Source organism: Roseateles flavus, from assembly GCF_039872765.1.
Taxonomy (GTDB): Bacteria; Pseudomonadota; Gammaproteobacteria; order Burkholderiales; family Burkholderiaceae_C; genus Roseateles_B; species Roseateles_B flavus.
On the sequence record NZ_JBDPZC010000021.1, the window covers coordinates 14,667 to 35,336 of the forward strand.

The 20,670-nt window shown below is 70.6% G+C and carries 11 protein-coding genes; 7 read left to right on the forward strand and 4 right to left on the reverse strand.

Going from position 1 to position 20,670, the window contains the following annotated elements; all coding sequences use genetic code 11:
- The first annotated feature begins 5 nt into the window (after positions 1–5).
- The 4 genes from malF to ABDJ40_RS24090 are packed head-to-tail and all read left to right on the forward strand — an operon-like array spanning position 6 to position 5,834.
- Positions 6–1,619, forward strand: a complete 1,614-nt coding sequence (malF, locus tag ABDJ40_RS24075; protein ID WP_347613586.1) for a maltose ABC transporter permease MalF — start codon at positions 6–8, stop codon at positions 1,617–1,619.
- A gap of 9 nt (positions 1,620–1,628) precedes the next feature.
- Positions 1,629–2,519, forward strand: coding sequence for a maltose ABC transporter permease MalG (gene malG / locus ABDJ40_RS24080; RefSeq protein WP_269632553.1), 891 nt, complete (start codon positions 1,629–1,631; stop codon positions 2,517–2,519).
- A complete protein-coding gene (locus ABDJ40_RS24085) occupies positions 2,516–4,906 on the forward strand; it encodes an alpha-amylase family glycosyl hydrolase (protein ID WP_347613588.1) in 2,391 nt (796 codons plus the stop codon). The genes malG and ABDJ40_RS24085 overlap by 4 nt, the downstream gene beginning before the upstream one ends.
- A 4-nt stretch (positions 4,907–4,910) precedes the next feature.
- On the forward strand, positions 4,911–5,834 hold the full coding sequence (locus tag ABDJ40_RS24090; protein ID WP_347613589.1) for an aldo/keto reductase: 924 nt from the start codon (positions 4,911–4,913) through the stop codon (positions 5,832–5,834).
- A 718-nt stretch (positions 5,835–6,552) separates the two neighbouring features.
- Here the strand turns inward: ABDJ40_RS24090 and ABDJ40_RS24095 are convergent.
- Positions 6,553–7,008, reverse strand: a complete 456-nt coding sequence (locus ABDJ40_RS24095; RefSeq protein ID WP_347613591.1) for a hypothetical protein — start codon at positions 7,006–7,008, stop codon at positions 6,553–6,555.
- Between the two features lie 116 nt (positions 7,009–7,124).
- Between ABDJ40_RS24095 and ABDJ40_RS24100 the strand changes: the two genes are divergently transcribed.
- From ABDJ40_RS24100 to arfB, 3 genes are all read left to right on the forward strand, one after another.
- A complete protein-coding gene (locus tag ABDJ40_RS24100; protein WP_347613592.1) occupies positions 7,125–7,661 on the forward strand; it encodes a nuclear transport factor 2 family protein in 537 nt (178 codons plus the stop codon).
- A gap of 28 nt (positions 7,662–7,689) precedes the next feature.
- The gene (locus ABDJ40_RS24105) at positions 7,690–8,037 is read left to right on the forward strand and encodes a GFA family protein (protein ID WP_347613593.1); all 348 of its coding nucleotides are present in this window, start codon (positions 7,690–7,692) and stop codon (positions 8,035–8,037) included.
- Between the two features lie 85 nt (positions 8,038–8,122).
- Positions 8,123–8,515, forward strand: a complete 393-nt coding sequence (gene arfB / locus ABDJ40_RS24110; RefSeq protein ID WP_347613595.1) for an alternative ribosome rescue aminoacyl-tRNA hydrolase ArfB — start codon at positions 8,123–8,125, stop codon at positions 8,513–8,515.
- Positions 8,516–8,536: 21 nt separating this feature from the next.
- Here the strand turns inward: arfB and ABDJ40_RS24115 are convergent, their stop codons facing one another.
- The 3 genes from ABDJ40_RS24115 to ABDJ40_RS24125 form a co-directional block, all read right to left on the reverse strand.
- Positions 8,537–9,277 carry a thioesterase II family protein gene (locus tag ABDJ40_RS24115; protein ID WP_347613596.1) on the reverse strand — a complete coding sequence of 247 codons (741 nt, stop codon included), beginning with the start codon at positions 9,275–9,277 and terminating at the stop codon, positions 8,537–8,539.
- Between the two features lie 14 nt (positions 9,278–9,291).
- The gene (locus ABDJ40_RS24120; RefSeq protein ID WP_347613598.1) at positions 9,292–19,887 is read right to left on the reverse strand and encodes an amino acid adenylation domain-containing protein; all 10,596 of its coding nucleotides are present in this window, start codon (positions 19,885–19,887) and stop codon (positions 9,292–9,294) included.
- Positions 19,887–20,670: phosphopantetheine-binding protein (locus ABDJ40_RS24125; protein ID WP_347613599.1), on the reverse strand; the 784-nt coding region annotated here is incomplete at its 5' end. The genes ABDJ40_RS24120 and ABDJ40_RS24125, both read right to left, overlap by 1 nt.

The following is a 20,670-nucleotide window of genomic DNA, read 5'->3' on the forward strand; positions in this document are numbered from 1 at the left end:
CGCGCATGAACCCGACTTCCGCTGCATCTCCCTCCCCGCTGGCCGCGGCCTATGGCACGCTGCCGCCTTCGCTCTGGAGCCGCCTGGCCCAGGCCCTGCGCTGGCCCGTCGTGGCCGCCCTGATGCTGGGCGCGCTCTACCTGGTCTTCTCCATCTACGCCGCGGGCCAGACGGCCTGGGCGGCCGGCGCGCTGGCCCTGTTCGGCGGGGCCTTCTACATCTATCTGCGGGCCGGCTTCGCCTGGCGCTACCTCTTTCCCGGCGTGGCCGGCATGGCGGTGTTCATCGCTTTCCCGCTGGTCTACACGGCGCAGATCGGCTTCACCAACTACTCCTCGGCTCACCTGCTGAGCCAGGCCCGCGTGCGGGCCTACCTGCTGGACCAGCACGAGGTGATCGAGTCCGGCGTGATGGGCTTCAGCCTGCATGCCGATGGCCCCGAGTTCCGCGTGGTGCTGAACGCGCCGGGCACGGCGCAGCCGCGCTACGTCTCCCCCCCGCTGGCCCTGCGCAAGACCCGCGAGCCGCTGAAGGTCACGATGCTGGCCGCCCAGGACGAGCACCTGCCCCTGCAAAGCCCGCTGCAGGCCGCCCTGCCCCTGCGCGACCTCGTCGAGCACCGCGAGGCCCTGGCCCAGTTGCAGCTGCTGCTGCCCGACCGCAGCGGCCCCGAGGCCCAGCTGCGCTACCTGGGCCTGCGCGAGTACGGCCCCGTGGCGCCGCATTATCTGGAGCAGCCCGACGGCAGCCTGCTGCGCGTGGCCGACGGCCAGCGCTTCGCGCCGGACGGCAAGCTCGGCTACTACCGCAACGAGGCTGGAGAGATCCTGCAGCCCGGCTACAAGGTGATGGTCGGCCTGCAGAACTACAGCCGCATGCTCTTCGATGCCGAGTTCCGCGGCCCCTTCGTGAGCATCTTCGTCTGGACCGTGCTGTTCTCCCTGGCCACGGTGGCGGGCGCCACCTTTATCGGCATGTTCCTGGCCGTGCTGCTGAACTGGGAAGACCTCAAGGGCCGCACCGCCTACCGCACCCTGCTCTTCCTGCCTTATGCGGTGCCGGGCTTCATCTCCATCCTGGTGTTCAAGGGCCTGTTCAACCAGAACTTCGGCGAGATCAACGCCATCCTGGACGCGCTCTTCGGCGTCAAGCCCGCCTGGTTCGCGGACCCGCTGCTGGCGAAGCTGATGCTGCTGATCGTCAACATCTGGCTGGGCTATCCCTACATCATGATCCTGTGCTCGGGCCTGCTGAAGGCCATCCCCTCGGACCTGTATGAGGCCTCGGCCATCGTGGGCGCCGGGCCCTGGACCAACTTCTGGCGCATCACCGCGCCGCTGATCATCAAGCCGCTCTCGCCCCTGCTGATCAGCGCCTTCGCCTTCAACTTCAACAACTTCGTGCTGATCGCGCTGCTGACCGACGGGCGCCCGGACTTCCTCTCCACCAAGCTGCCAGCGGGGCAGACGGACATCCTGGTGTCCTACACCTACCGCATCGCTTTCCGCGACTCGGGCTCGGACTTCGGCCTGGCGGCGGCGATCTCGACGCTGATCTTCTTCCTGGTGGCGGCGATGTCCTTGCTGAACCTCCGCCTCATGCGCAAATCACAGCAGTAAGGAAACCCCATGGCCATCGTTCGAGGCAAGCAAGCGCGCTGGCGCACCTTCGCGGCCCACGCCTTGCTGTGGGCCTTCCTGGCGCTGACGCTGTTCCCGCTGCTGGCGGTGGTGTCCATCTCGCTGCGGCCGGGCAACTTCGCCACCGGCAGCCTGATCCCCACCGAGATCAGCCTGGAGCACTGGAAGCTCGCGCTGGGCATTCCCTACCAAGGTGCTGATGGTGCGCTGGTGCAGCCGCCCTTCCCGGTGCTGACCTGGCTGTGGAATTCCATCAAAGTGGCCACGATCTCGGCCTTTGCCATCGTGGGCATCTCCACCACCGCAGCCTATGCCTTCGCGCGGCTGAAGTTCCCCTTCAAGGCGGGCCTGCTCAACAGCATGCTGCTGCTGCAGATGTTCCCGCCGGTGCTGGCCCTGGTGGCCATCTACGCCATCTTCGAGGCCATCGGCAGCCAGGTGCCCCTGCTGGGCCTGGAGACGCACGCCGGCCTGGTGCTGGCCTATCTCGGCGGCGTGGCCACGCATGTGTGGACCATCAAGGGCTACTTCGAGACCATCCCCACCGAGATCGAGGAGAACGCCAAGGTCGACGGCGCCAGCCCCTGGCAGGCCTTCAGCCGCGTGCTGCTGCCCATGGCCGTTCCCATCCTGATGGTGTGCTTCGTGCTGGCCTTCATCGGGGCCATCATCGAGTACCCGGTGGCCTCGGTGCTGCTGCGCGAGGAGAGCAACCTCACGCTGGCGGTGGGCTCCAAGTACTTCCTGCACGACCAGCGCTTCCTGTGGGGCGACTTCGCCGCTGCGGCTGTGCTCTCGGGCCTGCCCATCACCCTCGTGTTCCTGCTGGCGCAGCGCTGGATCGTCTCGGGCCTGACCGCCGGGGGCGTGAAGGGATGAGGGCCCTGGTCTTCGCAGCGCTGACCCTGCTCGCGCCTGCCGCACACGCCAAGCCCTGCCCGCCTGCACCCTTTGGCGACACCCTGCTCTACCTGCGCGGCAGCCTCAACAACTGGGCCGCACAGGACGAGCAGGCCTTCGAGTACCGCTGCGATGCCTACTTCCTGAACCTGCGCGCCCAGGGCCCGCAAGAGTTCAAGATCGCCGACGAGGCCTGGACACCGGACAGCACCCTGGGCAGCGACGCGCAAGGCCGCCTCGCACGCGGCGCGGCGGCCGTGGGCAACTACAGGCTGGAGTTCCGCGGCGCCCACACCCTGCGCCTGCGCTTCGGTCCGCAGGGGCAGCCGACGCTGGACCTGGGCCCGCAGACCTTCAAGCCCTCGCCGCCCGCCCGCATCACAGACGAGGCCGCGCTGAGCACTCATTTCGATTCGCGCTATGCAGGGTCCAAGTCGCCCTTCGGTGCGCAGCCCCGGGGCACGGAAATCCGCTTCTCCCTGGGCAGCAGCCGCCCCGGGCTGCTGCGCGCGACCCTGGTGCTGGAGAAGCGCCTGCTCAGCGGCAACCAGGAGCAGTTGCACTACGAGCCCCTGCAGCGCATCCCCATGACACCCGAGGGCCGCGGCCTGGGCACGGGCTTCACGGCGACCGTGCGCTTCGACGAGGTCGGCGTCTTCGGCTACTGGTTTGAGCTGGAGACCGACCGCGGCCGCTACGCGCTGCAGAACAACAAGGACACCATCCACTGGACCCGCGAGAAGGGCAGCATGGGCCCGGCCGTGGTCGAACGCCTGCCCGCCGACACGCGCCGCATCCGCCGCTACCGCCAGACCATCCACGCGGCCGACTACGCCGTGCCGGCCTGGGCGCAGGACGCCGTCTACTACGCCATCTTCCCCGAGCGTTTCCGCAACGGCGACCCGTCCAACGACCCGCGCCCCGGTGGCGGCCGCGTGCAGGACCGCTACCAGGACCACGAGGTCGAGCGCCATGCCCGCTGGGTCGAGAAGCCCTTCAAGCCCGGCAGCGGCGACGGCTCCGACGGCGTCCACAACAACGACTTCTTCGGTGGTGATCTGGCCGGGATCATCGAGAAGCTCGACTACATCAAGGCCCTGGGCGCCAACACGATCTACCTGACGCCCATCTTCCGCGCGGCCAGCAACCACAAGTACGACACGGCGGACTACACCGAAGTCGACCCGGCCCTGGGCAGCCAGGCCGACTTCAAACGGCTCTGCGCCGAAGCCGCGAAGCGCGGCCTGCGCGTGCTGCCGGACGCCTCGCTGAACCACGTGGGCGCAGACTCGCTGTACTTCGACCGCTTCGCCCGCTACGACAGCCGGGGCGCCTTCCGCGGTGGCCGCATCCAGGCGGACTCTCCCTATGCCAGCTGGTTCAGCTTCGATCCCAGCCAGGCCTCGCCGGACAGGCAGTTCAAAGGCTGGGTGGGCGTGACGGATCTGCCCGAGCTGGACAAGTCCAGCCGTGCCTTCCGCGACTTCGCCTACGGCCGCCCAGACAGCGTGATGCAGCGCTGGCTGGACCTCGGCGCCGCCGGCTGGCGCATGGACGTGGCGCCCTGGGTGCCGGACGACTTCTGGCGCGAGTGGCGCCGCGCCGTGAAGGCGCACCGCCCCGACGCCCTCACCATCGCCGAGACCTGGTTCGACGCCAGCAAGTACTTCCTGGGTGACAGCTTCGACGGGACGATGAACTACATCTTCCGCAGCGCCGTCCTGGACTTCGCGGCCGGCGGTGACGCGCGCCAGCTCGCCGCCCAGCTGGAGTTCATGCGCGAGGCCTACCCTGCTCAATCGCTGCTGGCGAACATGAACCTGCTGTCCAGCCACGACCAGCCCCGCGCCCTCTTCGCCCTGGGCGACCGTGACGACAGCAGCCCGGCCCAGCGCCGCCTGGCCCGCCAGCGGCTGCGCCTGGCCTGGCTGCTGCAGATGAGCGCGCCGGGCGCGCCCAGCATCTACTACGGCGACGAGGTCGGCGTGGGTGGCGGCGAAGATCCCTTCAACCGCGCGCCCTACCCCTGGGCCGACCAGGGCGGCCAGCCCGATGAAAGCCTGCATGCCGAGCTGCGCCGCCTCACCGCCCTGCGCCAGCAGCACGCCGTGCTGCGCCAGGGCCTGCCCCAGGCGCCGCTGCTGGCCACGAGGCAACACCTGGCCCTGCCGCGCCGCCTGGGCGAGGCGCAGGTGCTGACGGTGCTCAGCAATGCCGACACGGCGAGCCGCCCCAGCGTCCCGCTGAGCCACGAGATGCCCACCCGCTGGCGCGATGCCCTCAGCGGCGAAGTCTTCCAGGCCGTGCAAGGCCGCCTGACCCTGCCCCTGCCCCCGCTGGGCGGACGCATCCTCCTGAACGAATGAACTCATGAACGCCCCGACGCCCCGCCCTGCCCTGCTCCGCCCCTTCGGCCGCTCCGGCCTGCAAGTCAGCGCCCTGGGTTTTGGCGCCATGCACCTCAACGACGAGCGCAGCAGCGAGGCCGAGGCCGCTGCCCTGCTCAATGCCGTGCTGGACCTCGGCGTGACCCTGATCGACACGGCGCGCTCCTACGGTCTGTCGGAAGAGCGCCTGGGCCGCCACCTGGCCCACCGCCGTTCGGAGTTCCTGCTCTCGACCAAGCTGGGCTACGGCGTGGAGGGCGTGCCCGACTGGACCTACGACTGCATCGTGCAGGGCGTGGAGCGCGCCCTGCGCCTCATGCGCACCGAGGTGATCGACATCGCCCACCTGCATTCCTGCCCCTTGGAGATCCTGCAGCGCGGCGAGGTCATCCGCGCCCTGGACGACTGCCGCCGCGCCGGCAAGATCCGCGTGGCGGCCTACTCCGGCGAGAACGCCGAGCTGGACTTCGCCCTGGCCGAGCCGGTGTTCGGCGCCGTGCAGACCTCGGTCAGCGTGTGCGACCAGGCCAATGTGCTGCAGCGCCTGGGCCGGGCTGTGGCGCAGGGCCTCGGCGTGATCGCCAAGCGGCCGCTGGCCGGCGCGATCTGGCGCCACGCGCATCGCCCGGATGAATTCGCCGAAGGCCAGTACTGGGACCGCTGGCAGGAGATGGGCCTGGACGCCTTGAGGCAAGACCTGGCCCCCGACATCCCCCCCGACGAAATGGCCTTGCGCTTCGCGGCCTGGCTGCCCGGCGTGGGCAGCGTCATCGCCGGCACCCGCCGCCTCGACAACTTCCAGCGCAACCTCGCCGCCGTCGCCAAGGGCCCCCTGCCGGACCCGCTGCAGCAGGCCCTGCTCCAGCGCTTCGCGCCCCACTCAGCGCACTGGCCCGGCCTGATCTGATGTGATCTGCCGGAGGCCGCTCCTGAGGACGGCCCAATGCCGCAAACACCGTCCCCCAGCCGTGGGCAAGGGGCGGAAGCCCCAACGGGCCGAGCGCCGGACCGCTCCATCCAGCCCTACTGGCATTGTTGGCGGCTCAAGGCCGCAAACAATGCCTCGCAGCCGGGGCAAGGGGCGACAGCCCCATCCGGCCCTACTGGCATCGCTGGCGACTCAAGGCCGCAAACAATGCCTCCCAACCGGGGGCAAGGGGCGACAGCCCCATCCGGCCCTCCTGGCATCGCTGGCGGCTCAAGGCCGCAAACAATGCCTCGCAGCCGGGGGCAAGGGGCGACAGCCCCATCATCCGGCCCTACTGGCATCGCTGGCGGCTCAAGGCCGCAAACAATGCCTCCCAGCCGGGGGCAAGGGGCGACAGCCCCATCCGGCCCGACTGGCATCGCTGGCGGCTCAAGGCCGCAAACAATGCCTCGCAGCCGGGGGCAAGGGGCGACAGCCCCATCCGGCCCTACTGGCATTGTTGGCGGCTCAAGGCCGCAAACAATGCCTCCCAGCCGGGGGCAAGGGGCGACAGCCCCCACGGGCCGAGCGCCGGGCCGCCCCAAGCCGGCCCCGTTGGTGTTGTTTGGGGCGCGCGGCCGCCAACCACACCGTCCCCTCGGGGGACCGCCCGGACTTGCCCGCGTTCAGCGCGGCAAGACCGGGCGAGGGGCCCCAGTCACGGCCACCGAACCGTCTCGCCGTCCTCCTCGTAGGCCGGGAAGATGCTGAAGCTGGCCACCACGCCGCCCGCCTCCCAGAAAGCCACGCCCGCATCCGGGCATTCATGGCAGCGGCCGCCGCCCTCCACGGCCTGCGCACCCTTGAGGCGGCCCAGCTTCAGGCCCTTGACCAGGCCGGGCAGACGGTCCACCGGGCAGCCGATCACGGCTTCCTCGCCCAGGGTCCAGCGCCCGTCGGAGAACTCCAGCTCGCCCAGGCGCCAGCCGTCGGCCTCGAAGAAGGAGGCGCTCACGCCCTGCTCGGCGTAGTACCAGTGCTCCATGGCCTCCAGCCCGTCCTCGGCCGCCAGGGTCTCCAGCGAGTCCGGCGTGCCGGCCGCGGCGCGCAGCTGCTCGCGGCTGGCGCCCAGCGTGAAGGGGGCGTGGCCAAGATGGATCTGGATGGACGACATGGGACTTTCCTCGGGACGGTGCGCTTGATGGCCCGGATCATAGCGAGCCTCGCTCCGACCCTGCGCTGGCACGCCAGCCTGGCGTTATGCTGCGCCCTCCACTACGAGGACCCGCCATGCGCCTGACGCGTACCGCCTCCGCGCTCCCATCGACACCCCTGCTGGCCGCCCTGCTGCTGGCTGCCTGCAGCCCCCAGGCCCCGACGCCGCCTGCCGCCCCGCAGGCCGCCTCCGCCGCCAGCCAGGCCCAGGCCGCCACTACGCCCTCCGAAGCCGAGACCCGGGCCCTGCTGCAGGCCCAGGCCGATCGCTGGGATCAGGCCATCGTGGCCCGCCGTCGCGAGGACATCGCCGCCAACATGGCCGAGGACTTCCGCCAGATCGACGGCGAGGGCCATGTGGAAGACCGCGCCAGCTTCCTCGAAGGCCTGCTGGACCCCAAGCTCCAGCTCGACCCCTACAAGGTCGAGGACTTCGACATCCGCCTCTACGGCGACGTGGCCCTGCTCAGTGGCCGCACCCGCATGACGGGCCGCTACGACGGAAAGGTCTTCAAGACCCACTACCGCTACATCGACATCTACGTCAAACGCCAGGGCGTGTGGAAGATCGTCAGCGTGCAGATCAGCAAGCTGCCGCCCGACAGCCCCTGAGCCGCAGCCACGCAAGAAAGGAGCCCCCATGAAGTACAAAGCCAGCTGCCACTGCGGCCAGGTGGCCTTCGAGTTCGAAGGCGAGTTCAAGGAAGCCCTGGCCTGCAACTGCAGCATGTGCCAGCGCCGCGGTTCCCTGCTGTGGTTCCTGCCCCGCGAGCAGCTGCAGCTGCTGACGCCCGAGGACGCAGCAGCCCGCTACACCTTCAACAAGCACGTCATCCAGCACCGCTTCTGCCCTCGCTGCGGCATCCACGCCTATGGCGAGGGCCAGGACCCCAAGGGCCAGCAGGTGGCAGCGGTCAATGTGCGCTGCGTCGAGGGTCTGGACCTGGACGCCCTGCCCATCCATCACTTCGATGGCCGTGCGCTGTGAGGCCGGGTGCCGCGTGACGGCGGCACAATGAGGGCTGCGGTTCCCCTGGGGGCCGCGCCTCCCTCCCCGCTTCCCCTGAGCTCCCATGCCTGCGCGCCTCAGTCCCGATGATGTCGAGTTCGTGGCCCTGCGCGCCCAGGGGCCGGGCGGTCAGAACGTCAACAAGGTCTCCAGCGCCGTGCAGCTGCGCTTCGACGTGGCGGCCTCGGCCCTGCCGGACTGGCTGAAGGACCGCCTGCTCGCCATGGCGGACCGGCGCCTGAACCAGGACGGCGTCATCGTCATCAAGGCCCAGACGGAGCGCAGCCAGGAGCGCAACAAGACCGAGGCCCTGGCGCGGCTGCAGGCGCTGGTCGATGCCGCGAGCCATGTGCCCGCCGTGCGCCGCGCCACCCAGCCCACCCGCGCCTCGCAGCGGCGCCGCCTGGAGGCCAAGGGCCAGCGCTCGGACCTCAAGGCGCTGCGCCGCAAGGTCTAGGGCGCCCGCCCCCCTGCGCCGTCAGAGCATGTGGCGCTTGAGCTCGTCCGCCACGAACTGGCGCAGCGCCGGTCCCTGCGCATGCAGGAAGAAGTGCCCGCCCTCGAAGGCCTGCAGGCGGAAGTCGCCCGCCGTCTCCCGGGCCCAGCGCTGCATGCTTTCGGGTTCGGCATGGCTGTCATGCGTTCCCGCGCAGGCCACGATGGGAACGGGCAGGCGCAAGGAGGGTCGATAGGCGTAGCAGCCGCTCAGCTCAAAGTCGGCGCGGATCATGGGCAGCAAAAAGGCCATCAGCTCGCGATTGGCCAGCACCTCGGCCGGCGTGCCGTCCATCTCCGCCAGCTGCTCCATGAACTGCGCGTCTGGCAGCAGATGGGTCTGGCCCTTGCCCTCACGAGTCGCGGGCGAGGCCGCGCCGGAGACGAAGAGCAGCTTCGGCAAGGGCAGCCCTCTGTGCATCAAGTAGCGGCTCATCTCGAAGGCGGCGACCGCCCCCAGGCTGTGCCCGAAGAAGGCGAAAGGCAGGCGCGCCAGATCGACCAGGGCGGGCGCCAGCTCCGCCACCCAGCGCGACATCTCGCGGATGGGCGGCTCCGCCATCCGGCTCTCCCGGCCGGGCGCCTGGATGGCGCAGACTTCCACCGAAGGCCCCAGGGCCTCCTGCCATGCCGAGTAGACGCTGGCGCCGCCCCCGGCGTAGGGGAAGCAGAACAGCCGCATCACCGCGCGGGCCTGCGGGCGGCGGACGATCCAGTCCTTCATGCGGGTCTCCATGATCACATTTCCCTCTGCGTTGGGATGGCGGCGCCAGCCATCAGCCACCGCGCCATCCGCGCTGCCAGCAGGCCCACGCGCGGCTCGGCGACGATGCTGTCGTGGTCACCGTCCAGGGTTTCCAGGACAAGGGCCAGGTCCGGCTGCGCCTCCCAGCCCAGCGCGGGGCTGGCGCGGCCCTCCTCGGCCATGAACAGGTGGATTGTCCCCTGCAGGCGAGGCCGCTCGTACGACGCGAGGGCCCGCAGGATCCCCACCCGCACCTCGGCGTGGCGACGCAGCGCGTCCAGCGGCAGCTCCGCCGGCATGAGCTGGCTGTCGCGGCACAGGGCCAGCAGGCCCGGCACATCGCCCTGGGCCGCCAGGCCCTGCAGCCGGGCCAGCAGCGCCTCGGGCAGCGGCTGCCGCTGCAGGTCGGCGCAAAGCATGGCGGCGAGGTCAAGGTCGGCGTCCCCCGTCTCGGGCGGCAGGAGCCCGGCCAGGTCCGCGTAGCTGCTGGCGGTATCGATCAGGCCGAGGAACTCGACGGTCTCACCGCTGCGCTGCAGCTGCGCGGCCATCTCGCAGGCGATCGTCCCGCCTGCGGACCAGCCCGCGAGGCGATAGGGCCCCCTGGGCTGGACATGGCGGAGGGCCTCCAGGTAGGCGCGCGCCATGTCGGGCACCCGGCGCAGCGGCACTTCGCCCGGCAGAAAGCCGATCGCGGCCAGTCCATAGACGGGCAGTGCCGCCGGCAGGTGTGCGGCCAGTCGCCGGACGTAGTCGACCTCCCCCTCGCCGGGGTGCACGAGGAAGACCGGGGCATGCTGCGCCGGCTGGCCCGGCGTGAAGCACAACAGGGGTCCCTGCCGGTCCGGCTGCCCCTCTGCCAGGGCCTGGGCCAGCTGCTCGAGGGTGCGGCGCTGGAACAGCAGGCGCACCGGCACGGCACGGCCCAAGCGACGGTCCAGCTGGGCCACCATGCGCAGCGCCGTCAGCGAGTGCCCGCCCAGCTCGAAGAAGTCGTCCTTGACGCTCACTCGCTCGACGCCCAGCACCTCCTGCCAGATCTCGCACAGCTGCGCCTCCACCTCGTTGCGCGGCGCCACGTACTCGCGGACCTGCCCGCCCAGCTCGGGCTCCGGCAGCGCCTTGCGGTCCAGCTTGCCGTTGGGCGTCTGCGGCAGGGTCTCCAGAGCCATGAAGGCCGAAGGCACCATGTAGTCTGGCAGCTGACGTGCCAGCTTCTCGCGCAGCGTGGCCCCGTCGGTCTTGCTGGCCTCGCCGGTGAAGTAGGCCACCAGCTTCTTGTCACCGCCCACCTCGCGGGCCAGCACCACGGCCTCGCGCACGCCTTCGCAGGCCGCCAGTGCCGCCTCGATCTCACCCAGCTCGATCCGGAAGCCCCGGATCTTCACCTGGTGGTCCAGCCGGCCCAGGTACTCCAGCACCCCGTCCTCGCGCCAGCGCGCCAGATCGCCCGTGCGGTACATGCGTGCGCTGCTGCCCGGATCGCCTTCGTCATGGAAGGGGTTGGGCACGAACTTCTCCTGCGTCAGCTCGTCGCGGTTCAGATAGCCCCGCGCCAGGCCCACGCCCGCGATGCACAGCTCGCCGGCGCAGCCTTGCGGCACCAGCTGCCCGACCTCGTTCAGCACATAGGCCTGCACATGGCCCAGGGGCCGCCCGATGTGCGGCAGTGACGGACCCGCGTGGATGGCCGCCCAGCTGGCGTCCACCGTGCATTCCGTCGGGCCGTACACATTGAAGGCCTGCCAGCCGCTGGCCTGCAGCCGCTGCCACAGCGCCGGCGCAATGGCCTCGCCCCCGATGACCAGGCGCGGTCGCACCGCCTGCTGCTCCAGCAGGCCCGCCTGCACCCACATCTCCAGCTGGGACGGCGTGCAGTCCACCACCTCGACGCGCTGCGCCTGCAGCCATTGCACCAGGGCCTGCGCGTCCGGGCGCACCTCCTTCGGCACCACGACCAGGCGGTGGCCGCTCAGGAGCTGCACCAGCCCCTGCACGGAGGCATCGAAGACCAGCGAGGCATTGAGCGCCACCGTGGCCCCGGGCTCCTGCAGCGCGTAGGCCGTGCGGCGCAAGCCCTCCCACAGGTTCACCACGCTGCGATGTTCGACCATCACCCCCTTGGGCTTGCCCGTCGAGCCCGAGGTGAAGATCACATAGGCCAGCGCGTGTTCGCGGCCCGGCAGCTGCGGCAGGTCGTGCGCAGAATAGCGCGCGAGTTCACCGGTCAGCAGGGTCTCGTCCACGCACAGCGCCCGCCCTTCGAAGGCGGCCGCCAGTGCGGGATCGTCACCGGGCACCAGCACCAGGCCCAAGGCCGCTTCGTCGGCAATGGCCTGCAGGCGCTGCACCGGCTGGTCGACGTCCAGCGGCACGTAGGCGCCCCCGGCCTTCCAGATGCCCAGCACCGCCATGAGCTGCAGCACGCCCCGCGGCAGGCACAGGCCCACCAGCGTCTCGTCGCCCACATGGCAGCGCTCCCGCAGATGGCTCGCCAGCCGGTTGGCCCCGGCATTGAGGTCCGCATAGCTGAGGGACTGCCCTTGATGCACCAGCGCCACGGCCTGCGGCGTGCGCTTCACCTGCTGCTCGAACAGCTGGTGCAGGCCTTGCCCCTGCGGACAGGCCTGCGTGGTGGCGTTCCACTGCCGTGTCAGCCGCTGCGCCTCGGCGGCCTCCAGCATCGGATGCTGGAACACCCGGCCTTGCGGCTCGCTCGTCAGCGCCTGCAGCAGGCGCACGAAGCTGTCCGCCATGCGCTGGAGGGTCTCCGGCCGGAACAGCGCCGTGCTGTACACCCATTCCAGCTGCAGCCCCCCCTGGGCGTGGCGGGCGGTGAGGGTCAGGTCGAACTTGGCCGTGACGCCGCCGCCCTCCACCGCCCCCAGCGCCAGGCCCTGGAGCGCGTTGCCGGAACCGGCGTCGCCCGGTTCCCCCTCACCGTCCTGCAGGTCCAGCATGACCTGGAACAGGGGCGTGTAGGCCATGCTGCGCTCGGGCTTCAGGCGCTCCACCAGGTGGTCGAAGGGCGCCTGCTGGTGCGCGAAGGCCTCCAGAATGGTCTGGCGGCTGTGCTCGATCAGCTGAAGGAAGCTGGCGTCCGGGCTCAGGCGCGAGCGCAGCACCAGGGTATTGACGAAGAAGCCGATCAGCGGCGCGATCTCCGGCTGCTCACGGTTCGCGATGGGCGTGCCCATGACGATGTCCCGCTCCGCGCTCCAGCGCGCCAGCAGCACGCTGAATGCGGCATGCAGCCCCATGAAGAAGGACGCGTCCGCCTGCAGGCACAGCGCCTTGAGCGACTGCACGAGCGCCGTCGGCAGCCGCGTGGTCAAGCTCGCGCCTTCGAAGCGCTGCTCGGCGGGACGCGGGTAGTCCAGCGGCAGTCCGTGCACCAGCGGCAGGTCGTGCAGCTGCCGTTCCCAGTACCCCAGCAGCTGCGCCAGGCTCCCGCCCTGCAGCGTGTTGCGCTGCCACTGCGCGTAGTCCCCATACTGGAGCGCCAGCGGCGGCAGCGGGTCGGGCTGATGCGCAGAGAAGGCGCCATACAGCGCGGTGAACTCGTCGACCAGCACATTCATGGACCAGCCATCCGAGGCAATGTGGTGCATGACCACCAGCAGGATGTGCTCCTGCGCCCCCAGCCGCAGCAGGCAGGCCCGCAGCATGAGGTCGCGGCCCAGGTCGAAGGGCTGCAGGCTGTGCGTCGCCAGCGCCTGCTCCACCGCCTGCGCCTGGGTCGGGCCCGTCAGCGCGCTGAGGTCGATGAGCTCCAGCGGCAGCGGCACTGCCGGCTGCACCTGCTGCTGCGGCTCGCCGTGCTCGTCCAGCACCAGCACCGTGCGCAGCACCTCGTGCCGGGCCAGGATGGTGTCGAAGGCACGGCGCAGGGCCGCCAGGTCCAGCGCCCCCTGCAAGCGCAGGGCGCTGGGCATGTGGTAGTGCACGCTGGACTGCTCGATGCGGTCGATCAGCCACAGGCGTTGCTGCGCAAAGGACAGCGGGGCCCTCGTGCGGTCGATCCGGCGGCTCAGCGGCTGTGCCTGCAGGGGCTTGAGCTGCGCCGCGAGGCCTTGGACCGTGGGCGCCTCGAACAGGGCGCGCACCGGCGCACTCAGCTTCAGGCGCTGGCTGATCCTGGCCAGCAGCTGCGTGGCCCGCAGGGAATGCCCACCCAGCTCAAAGAAGTGGTCCGTGACGCCCACCTGCGCCACGCCCAGCACCTCCTGCCAGATCTCGCACAGCTGCGCCTCCAACTCGGTGCGCGGGGCCACGTACTCGCGGCCCTGTGTGCCCAGCTCGGGCGCCGGCAGGGCCTTGCGGTCCAGCTTGCCGTTGGGCGTCTGGGGCAGCGCCTCCAGCGGCACGAAGGCCGCCGGCACCATGTACTCGGGCAGCTGCCGGCTCAGGCGCTCGCGCAGCGCGGCCACGTCAACCACGCCGGCCTCTCCCGTGAAGTAGGCCACCAGCTTCTGCTCCGAAGCCAGCTCGCGCGCCACCACCACGGCCTCGCGCACACCGTCGCAGGCGGACAGTGCCACCTCGATCTCCCCCAGCTCGATCCGGAAGCCCCGGATCTTCACCTGATGGTCGCTGCGCCCCAGGAACTCCAGGTTGCCGTCGGGCAGCCAGCGGGCCAGGTCTCCCGTCTTGTAGAGCCGCGTGTCCTGATCGAGGCCCAGCGGGGCGCCCTCGGGCACCAGCGCCTGGCAGCTGATGAAGCGCTGTTGCGTGAGCTGCGCTTCACGGTGATAGCCGCGCGCCAGCGCCGCGCCCGCCACGTACAGCTCACCCACCGTGCCCCGGGGCACCAGTTGGCCCTGCGCATCCAGGATCAGGATGCGGACCTGGGCGATCGGCCGGCCGATCGGCGGCAGCGGCTGCGTGCGGATCTGCTCCAGCCCCATGCGCAGCGCCGTCACCACATGGGTCTCGGTCGGGCCGTAGTGGTTGTGCAGGCCCAGGAGCCGGGCACGCTCCGCGAAGCGCACGACGGCCGGCGTGATGCGCAGCTGCTCGCCGGCCACCACCACGTCCTGCAGGCTGGAGAGATCGGCCGCCTCCGTCTGTGCGGCTTCACACAGCGACTGCAGCGCCACCACGGGCAGGAACAGGCGCTGAAGCTGCACGGCCTCGATGAAGGCCAGCAGCCGCACGGGATCCCGGCGAAGCTCCTCGTCCACCAGGAAGAGCTGGCCACCGGTGGCCAGGGTGGAGAACACCTCCTGGAAGGCCACGTCGAAGCCCAGGGCCGCGAACTGCAGCGTGCGCGCCGCGGCGGCCAGGCCGGAGGCGTCGCTCTGGTGCCAGGCCAGCAGGTTCAGCAGCGGCGCATGGGGCATGGCCACCCCCTTGGGCTGGCCGGTCGACCCTGAGGTGTAGATGACGTAGGCCAGATGCTCCGAGCTCAGGCCTTCATCGGCGGGGGGCACCGAAGGGCCCGCGTCCAGCAGCGCCTGCAGTGCCGGCTCATCCAGGCACAGCGCACTGCCGGCCGGCACCAGGCCGTCCGCCACAAGCCGCCGCTGCGTGAGCACGGTCTTCAGCTGCGCATGGGCGAGGACGTGATGGATGCGCTGCGCCGGGTAGCTCGGGTCCAGCGGCGCATAGGCGCCTCCGGCCTTCAGCACTGCCAGCAGGGCCACGACCATGTCCAGCGAGCGCTCCAGGCAGACGCCCACCACGACATCCGGCCCGACGCCATGGCGGGCCTGCAGGTGCCGGGCCAGGCGGTTGGCACGCCCGTCCAGCTCCGCGTAGCTCAGGGTCCGGCCTTCGAAGGTGACGGCCGGGTGCTCCGGCTGGAGGCGGCACCGGGCCTCGAACAGCTGGTGCACGCCCCGCAGGGCCGTGTCGCCGTCGCGGGCCGCTGGTGCCAGGGCCAGCAAGCCCTCCTGCTCCTCGGGGCTCAGCAGGGGGCCCAGGAACACGTTGCGCTGCGGCTGTGACACCAGGCCCTCGGCCAGCCGTTCGAAGCTCTCGGCCAGCCGTTCGATGGTCTCCGGGCGGAACAGGGCCACGTCGTATTCCCAGTCCAGCACCAGCTCGCCCTCGAACTCGCGTGCGGTCAGCATCAGGTCATGCTTGGAGGCGCTGCCCGTGCCCCCCACCTCGCTGATGGTCAGGCCGGGCATCCCTTCACCCCCCTCCTCTGCAAAGGCCTGCAGGGTCAGCATGACCTGGAACAGCGGCGAATAGGCCATGCTGCGTTCGGGCCGCAGGCGCTCCACCAGCTGCTCGAACGGCGCCTGCTGATGCGCGAAGGCCTCCAGCAGCGTCCGGCGGCTCTGCGCCAGCGCCGCATGGAAGTCCTGCCTTTCGCTGAAGTCGCTGCGAAGCACGAGCGTGTTGACGAAGAAGCCGATCAGCGGGGCGATCTCGGGCTGCTCGCGGTTGGCGATGGGCATGCCCAGCACGATGTCCCGCGCATTGCTCCAGCGCGCGAGCAGCACGCCAAAGGCCGCATGCAGGCCCATGAACAGCGTGGCGTCGGCCTGCTGGCACAGGGCCTTCAGCCGGACCAGCGTGGGCGCCGGCAGGCGGCTGCTCACCGACGCGCCCTCGAAGCGCTGATGCGCGGGGCGCGGAAAGTCCAGGGGCAGGCTGTGCACCAGAGGCAGGTCATGGAGCTGCCGTTCCCAGTACTGGAAGAGCCGCTCCAGGTTCTCGCCCTGCAGATGCTCGTGCTGCCACTGCGCGTAGTCACCGTACTGCAGCGCCAGCGGCGGCAGGGGGTCGGGTTCCTGCCTCGAGAAGGCGCCGTAGAGGGTCGTGAATTCCTGCACCAGCACCTCCATGGACCAGCCGTCCGCCGCCACGTGGTGCATCACGAGCAGCAGCACGTGGTCCTCGTCGGCGAGGCGCATCAAGTGCAGGCGCAGCATGAGGTCGCGGCCCAGGTCGAAGGGCAGCAGGCTCTGCGACTGCAGGGCCTGCGCCACCGCCGCCTCCCGCGACGCGGCGGGCAGGCCGCTCAGGTCCAGCATCGCCAGCGGCAGCCCGCGCGCCGGCTGCACGCGCTGTTCCGGCTCGCCCTGCTCGTTGAGCACCAGCGTGGAGCGCAGGACTTCGTGGCGGGCCAGGATGGTGTCGAAGGCACGCTGCAGGGCCGGCACGTCCAGCGGGCCTTGCAGCCTCAGGGCATTGGGGATGTTGTAGTGCGCGCTGGACTGCTCGATCCGGTCGATCAGCCACAGCCGCTGCTGGGCAAAGGACAGCGGCGCCACGGCGCGGTCCTGGCGCCGCCGCACCGGCGGCGTGCGCGTCTGGCTGAGCTGCAAGGCAAAGCCCTCGATGGTCGGCGCCTCGAACAGGGCCCGCACCGGCGCGCTCAGGTTCAGGCGCTGGCTGACCCGCGACAACACCTGCGTGGCACGCAGCGAATGGCCGCCCAGCTCGAAGAAGTTGTCGGTGACGCCCACCCGCTCGACACCCAGCACCTCCTGCCAGATCAGGCACAGGGCCTGCTCCAGCTCAGTGCGGGGGGCCTGGTAGTCCTTGCGGGCGGCGGCCGCGAAGTCGGGCGCGGGAAGCGCCTTGCGGTCCAGCTTGCCATTGCTCGTCAGCGGCAGGGCCTCCAGCTTCATGAAGACCGCGGGCACCATGTAGGCCGGCAGGCGCTGGCCCAGCACGGCGCGCAGCGTGTCGGCGTCGGACTGGCCGGTCAGGTAGGCGACCAGGTGCTTCTGCGCGCCGGTGCCCAGGGCGATCACCGCCACGTCGCCCACGCCCTCGCAGCTGGCCAGGGCGGCCTCGATCTCCCCCAGCTCGATGCGGTAGCCCCGGATCTTGACCTGGTGGTCGGCACGGCCGAGGTACTCCAGGATGCCGTCCGCGCGCCAGCGCGCCAGATCCCCGGTGCGGTACATGCGCTCGCCGGGGAACCAGGGGTCCGGCACGAAGCGGCTGGCACTGAGCTCCGGCAGATTCAGGTACTCGCGGGCCACGCTGCCGCCGGCGATGGTGATCTCGCCGGGGGCGCCCAGCGGTGCCAGTCCACCCTCGGCATCCAGGAGGTAGATGCGCCGGTCGCCGATGGGGCGGCCGATGGGCAGCTCCGCACCTTCGCTGCCGTCGACGATATGGCAGCTTGCCACCACCGTGCACTCGACGGGGCCGTAGCCGTTGACGATGCGCAGCCGGGGATAGGCGTCCTTGAGCCGGCGCGCGTGCGGTGCCGACACCCGGTCACCGCCGGACAGCATCTGCTTCAGCGGTGCAAAGGCCTGAAGCTGCTCGTCGACCATCAGGCTGAACAGCGCGGCCGGCAGGAACAGCGTGTTCACCCCCTGGCTCGAGATGGTCTGGGCAATGCCCTCCGGCGTGACGTCGTCGCCTTCGTAGACCACCACGGTTCCGCCATGGCACAGCGCCGGCCACAGCTCCAGCGTGAGCGCATCCCAGGACATGGAGGCCGCCTGGAGGAAGACGCAGGACGCGTCGAACTGCAGGTAGTCGACCCCGCGCATGAAGCCCAGCAGACTTCGATGGGGAATCGCGGTGCCCTTGGGCCGCCCCGTGGAGCCGGAGGTGTAGACGCAGTAGGCCAGGTCATCGGGCAGCACCTGCGTGTCGGGAGCCTCCTCGCTGAAGGCGCCCAGCAGCGCATCCAGGGACGCCATGCCGTCGATGCAGATCCGCTGCAGGCCGGGACGCTCCACCAGCGCGGCGTGGTCGCTGTGGACGATGGCCACCGAGCAGGCCGAGTCCTCCAGCATGAAAGCAATGCGCTGCGGCGGCAGGCGCGGGTCCAGGGGCACGTAGGCCCCGCCCGCCTTCATGACGCCCAGCAGGCTCACGGCCCAGGCCATGCCCCGGGGCAGGCACACCGCCACCCGCGCGTCACGGCCCACGCCGTGCGTCTGCAGCGCGTGTGCGAGCTGGTTGGCGAGGCGGTCCAGGCGTCCGAAGCTCAGGCGCTCCGTGCCCTGCACCAGGGCCACTGCCTCGGGTCGGACGGCCGCCTGCCGCGCGACGAGTTCGTGTGCCAGGGCATCCGTCGGGCAGGGGCGGACGCCGGCATTGAGGCCGTGGACCAGCTGATGGCGCTCGGCCTCGTCCAGCATGTCCACCTGCCGGAAGCTGTGGTCCGGCTGGTCCAGCATGGCCCGCAGCAGGCGCTCGAAATGCCGGGCCAGGCGCTCGATGGTGCCGGCGCGGAACAGGGCCGTGCAGTAGTCCCAGCTGATGTGCAGGCCGCCGTCGGGCAGCTCGGCGCAGTCCAGGGTGAGGTCGTACTTCGCAAAGGTGGTGTCGCCCTCGATCGGTTCGATCGAGAGGTCCCGGGAGGCAAACTCGCCCTGCGCATTGTTCTGCAGGGTCAGGATGACCTGGAACAGCGGCGCATGCGCCATGCTGCGCTCAGGCTGCAGGCGCTCCACCACCTGCTCGAACGGCGCCTGCTGGTGGGCATAGGCCTGCAGCAGCATGCGCCGGCTGCGTTCGACCAGCTCGCGCAGGCCCGGGCTGCCGCCCAGGTCGGACCGCAGGCAGACCGAGTTGACGAAGAAGCCGATCAGGCCTGCGATCTCGGCCTGCTCGCGATTGGCCAGGGCGGTACCCATGACGATGTCGGTCTCGCCGGAATGGCGCGCCAGCAAGGCCGCAAATGCCGCATGCAGCCCCATGAAGAGACTGGCGCCGCCGGCTTGGCAGAGGCCGCGCAGCCTTTCGACCAGCCGTGCCTCCAGGGTCTGGCTCAGGCGCGCACCCTCGAAGCTCTGCTGCGGGGGGCGCGCCGCATCCAGGGCCAGGCCGTGGGTGGCCGGCGCCCCGGCAAGCTGCTCGGCCCAGTAGTCCAGCTGCGCCTGCAGCGCGGCGCCGTCCAGGTGCTGCCGCTGCCAGAGCGCGTAGTCGCCATACTGCAGCTCCAGGGCCGGGAGCGGGTCGTCCATCCCCTGAGAGAAGGCGCCATACAGCGCACTGAACTCGTTGACCAGCACGCCCAGCGACCAGCCGTCCGAAGCGATGTGGTGCATGCTGACCAGCAAGGCGTGGTCCTGCGGACCCAGGCACACCAGCAGGGCGCGGAGCATCCAGTCGCGATCGAGCTGGAAGGGCCGGGCCAGGTCCCGCTCCAGCAAGGCCTGCAGCGCGGCCTCGCGGTCGGAGGGCGGCAGCATCGAGAGGTCCTCGCGCTGCACCTGGAAGCCTTCGGCCGCGCGGATGCGCTGCTGCGGCGCCCCGCCCTCGCCCACCACGAAGACGGTGCGCAGGCTTTCGTGGCGCTCGATGATGCGCGTCAGCGCCCGCTCCACGGCCACCGCATCCAGCGGTCCCTTGAGGCGCAGGGCCGCCGGCATGTTGTACTGCGCGCCCGCGCCGTCAATCTGATCGAGCAGCCACAGCCGCTGCTGCGCGTAGGACAGGGGCAGCTCGCGCAGGCCCGGCGGCCGGCGCTCGATCCGGGCGGCGGTGCCACGCTCGACGCGGCTGGACAGCAGCTCGATGAGCGCAGCCTTGTTCGCGGAGATGGCCGCCCGCAGTTCGGCCGTGAGCGCGCCTGGCCGGGCCTTGAAGCCCAGGGCTCCGTCCTTGAGAAACAGGTGCACCCCTTGCTGCGCAGCCTGCTGCAGGATGGAACTTGGCATCAGAAAACTCCTTCTTCGTAGGCTTCATCAGGTCCCAGGGCCTGGGCTGCGTTTTCATTGAGGGTCAGGGCTTGCGCCAGTGCGGCCAGCCTTTCGACGGTCGGACCGGCAAAGAGCACCTGGGCGGAGACCTCGAAGCCCAGACGCTTGTGGATGGCGGCGACCATGCGGACAGCCAGCAGCGAGTGCCCGCCCAGCAGGAAGAAGTCGTCCATGACCCCCACCCGCTCCACGCCCAGCACCTCCTGCCAGATCTCGCACAGCTGCGCCTCCACCTCGTTGCGCGGCGCCACGTACTCGCGGGCCTGCCCGCCCAGCTCCGGCTCCGGCAGCGCCTTGCGGTCCAGCTTGCCGTTGGGCGTCAGCGGCAGCGCCTCCAGCACCACGAAGGCCGAGGGCACCATGTAGTCCGGCAGGCGCCGGCCCAGGCTCTCGCGCAGCGTGGCCCCGTCGGTCTTGCTGGCCTCGCCGGTGAGGTAGGCCACCAGCTTCTTGTCACCGCCCACCTCGCGGGCCAGCACCACGGCCTCGCGCACGCCTTCGCAGGCCGCCAGTGCCGCCTCGATCTCACCCAGCTCGATCCGGAAGCCCCGGATCTTCACCTGGTGGTCCAGCCGGCCCAGGTACTCCAGCACCCCGTCCTCGCGCCAGCGCGCCAGATCGCCCGTGCGGTACATGCGTGCGCTGCTGCCCGGATCGCCTTCGTCATGGAAGGGGTTGGGCACGAACTTCTCCTGCGTCAGCTCGTCGCGGTTCAGATAGCCCCGCGCCAGGCCCACGCCC

What these genes read in the sequence shown, in the direction of transcription:
- ABDJ40_RS24085 (WP_347613588.1), top strand. Translation starts at nt 2,516, where the DNA reads ATGAGGGCCCTGGTCTTCGCAGCGCTGACCCTGCTCGCGCCTGCCGCA.
- malG (WP_269632553.1), top strand. Translation starts at nt 1,629, where the DNA reads ATGGCCATCGTTCGAGGCAAGCAAGCGCGCTGGCGCACCTTCGCGGCC.
- ABDJ40_RS24120 (WP_347613598.1), bottom strand. Translation starts at nt 19,887, where the DNA reads ATGCCAAGTTCCATCCTGCAGCAGGCTGCGCAGCAAGGGGTGCACCTG.
- ABDJ40_RS24115 (WP_347613596.1), bottom strand. Translation starts at nt 9,277, where the DNA reads ATGAAGGACTGGATCGTCCGCCGCCCGCAGGCCCGCGCGGTGATGCGG.
- ABDJ40_RS24090 (WP_347613589.1), top strand. Translation starts at nt 4,911, where the DNA reads ATGAACGCCCCGACGCCCCGCCCTGCCCTGCTCCGCCCCTTCGGCCGC.
- ABDJ40_RS24095 (WP_347613591.1), bottom strand. Translation starts at nt 7,008, where the DNA reads ATGTCGTCCATCCAGATCCATCTTGGCCACGCCCCCTTCACGCTGGGC.
- arfB (WP_347613595.1), top strand. Translation starts at nt 8,123, where the DNA reads ATGCCTGCGCGCCTCAGTCCCGATGATGTCGAGTTCGTGGCCCTGCGC.
- ABDJ40_RS24100 (WP_347613592.1), top strand. Translation starts at nt 7,125, where the DNA reads ATGCGCCTGACGCGTACCGCCTCCGCGCTCCCATCGACACCCCTGCTG.
- malF (WP_347613586.1), top strand. Translation starts at nt 6, where the DNA reads ATGAACCCGACTTCCGCTGCATCTCCCTCCCCGCTGGCCGCGGCCTAT.
- ABDJ40_RS24105 (WP_347613593.1), top strand. Translation starts at nt 7,690, where the DNA reads ATGAAGTACAAAGCCAGCTGCCACTGCGGCCAGGTGGCCTTCGAGTTC.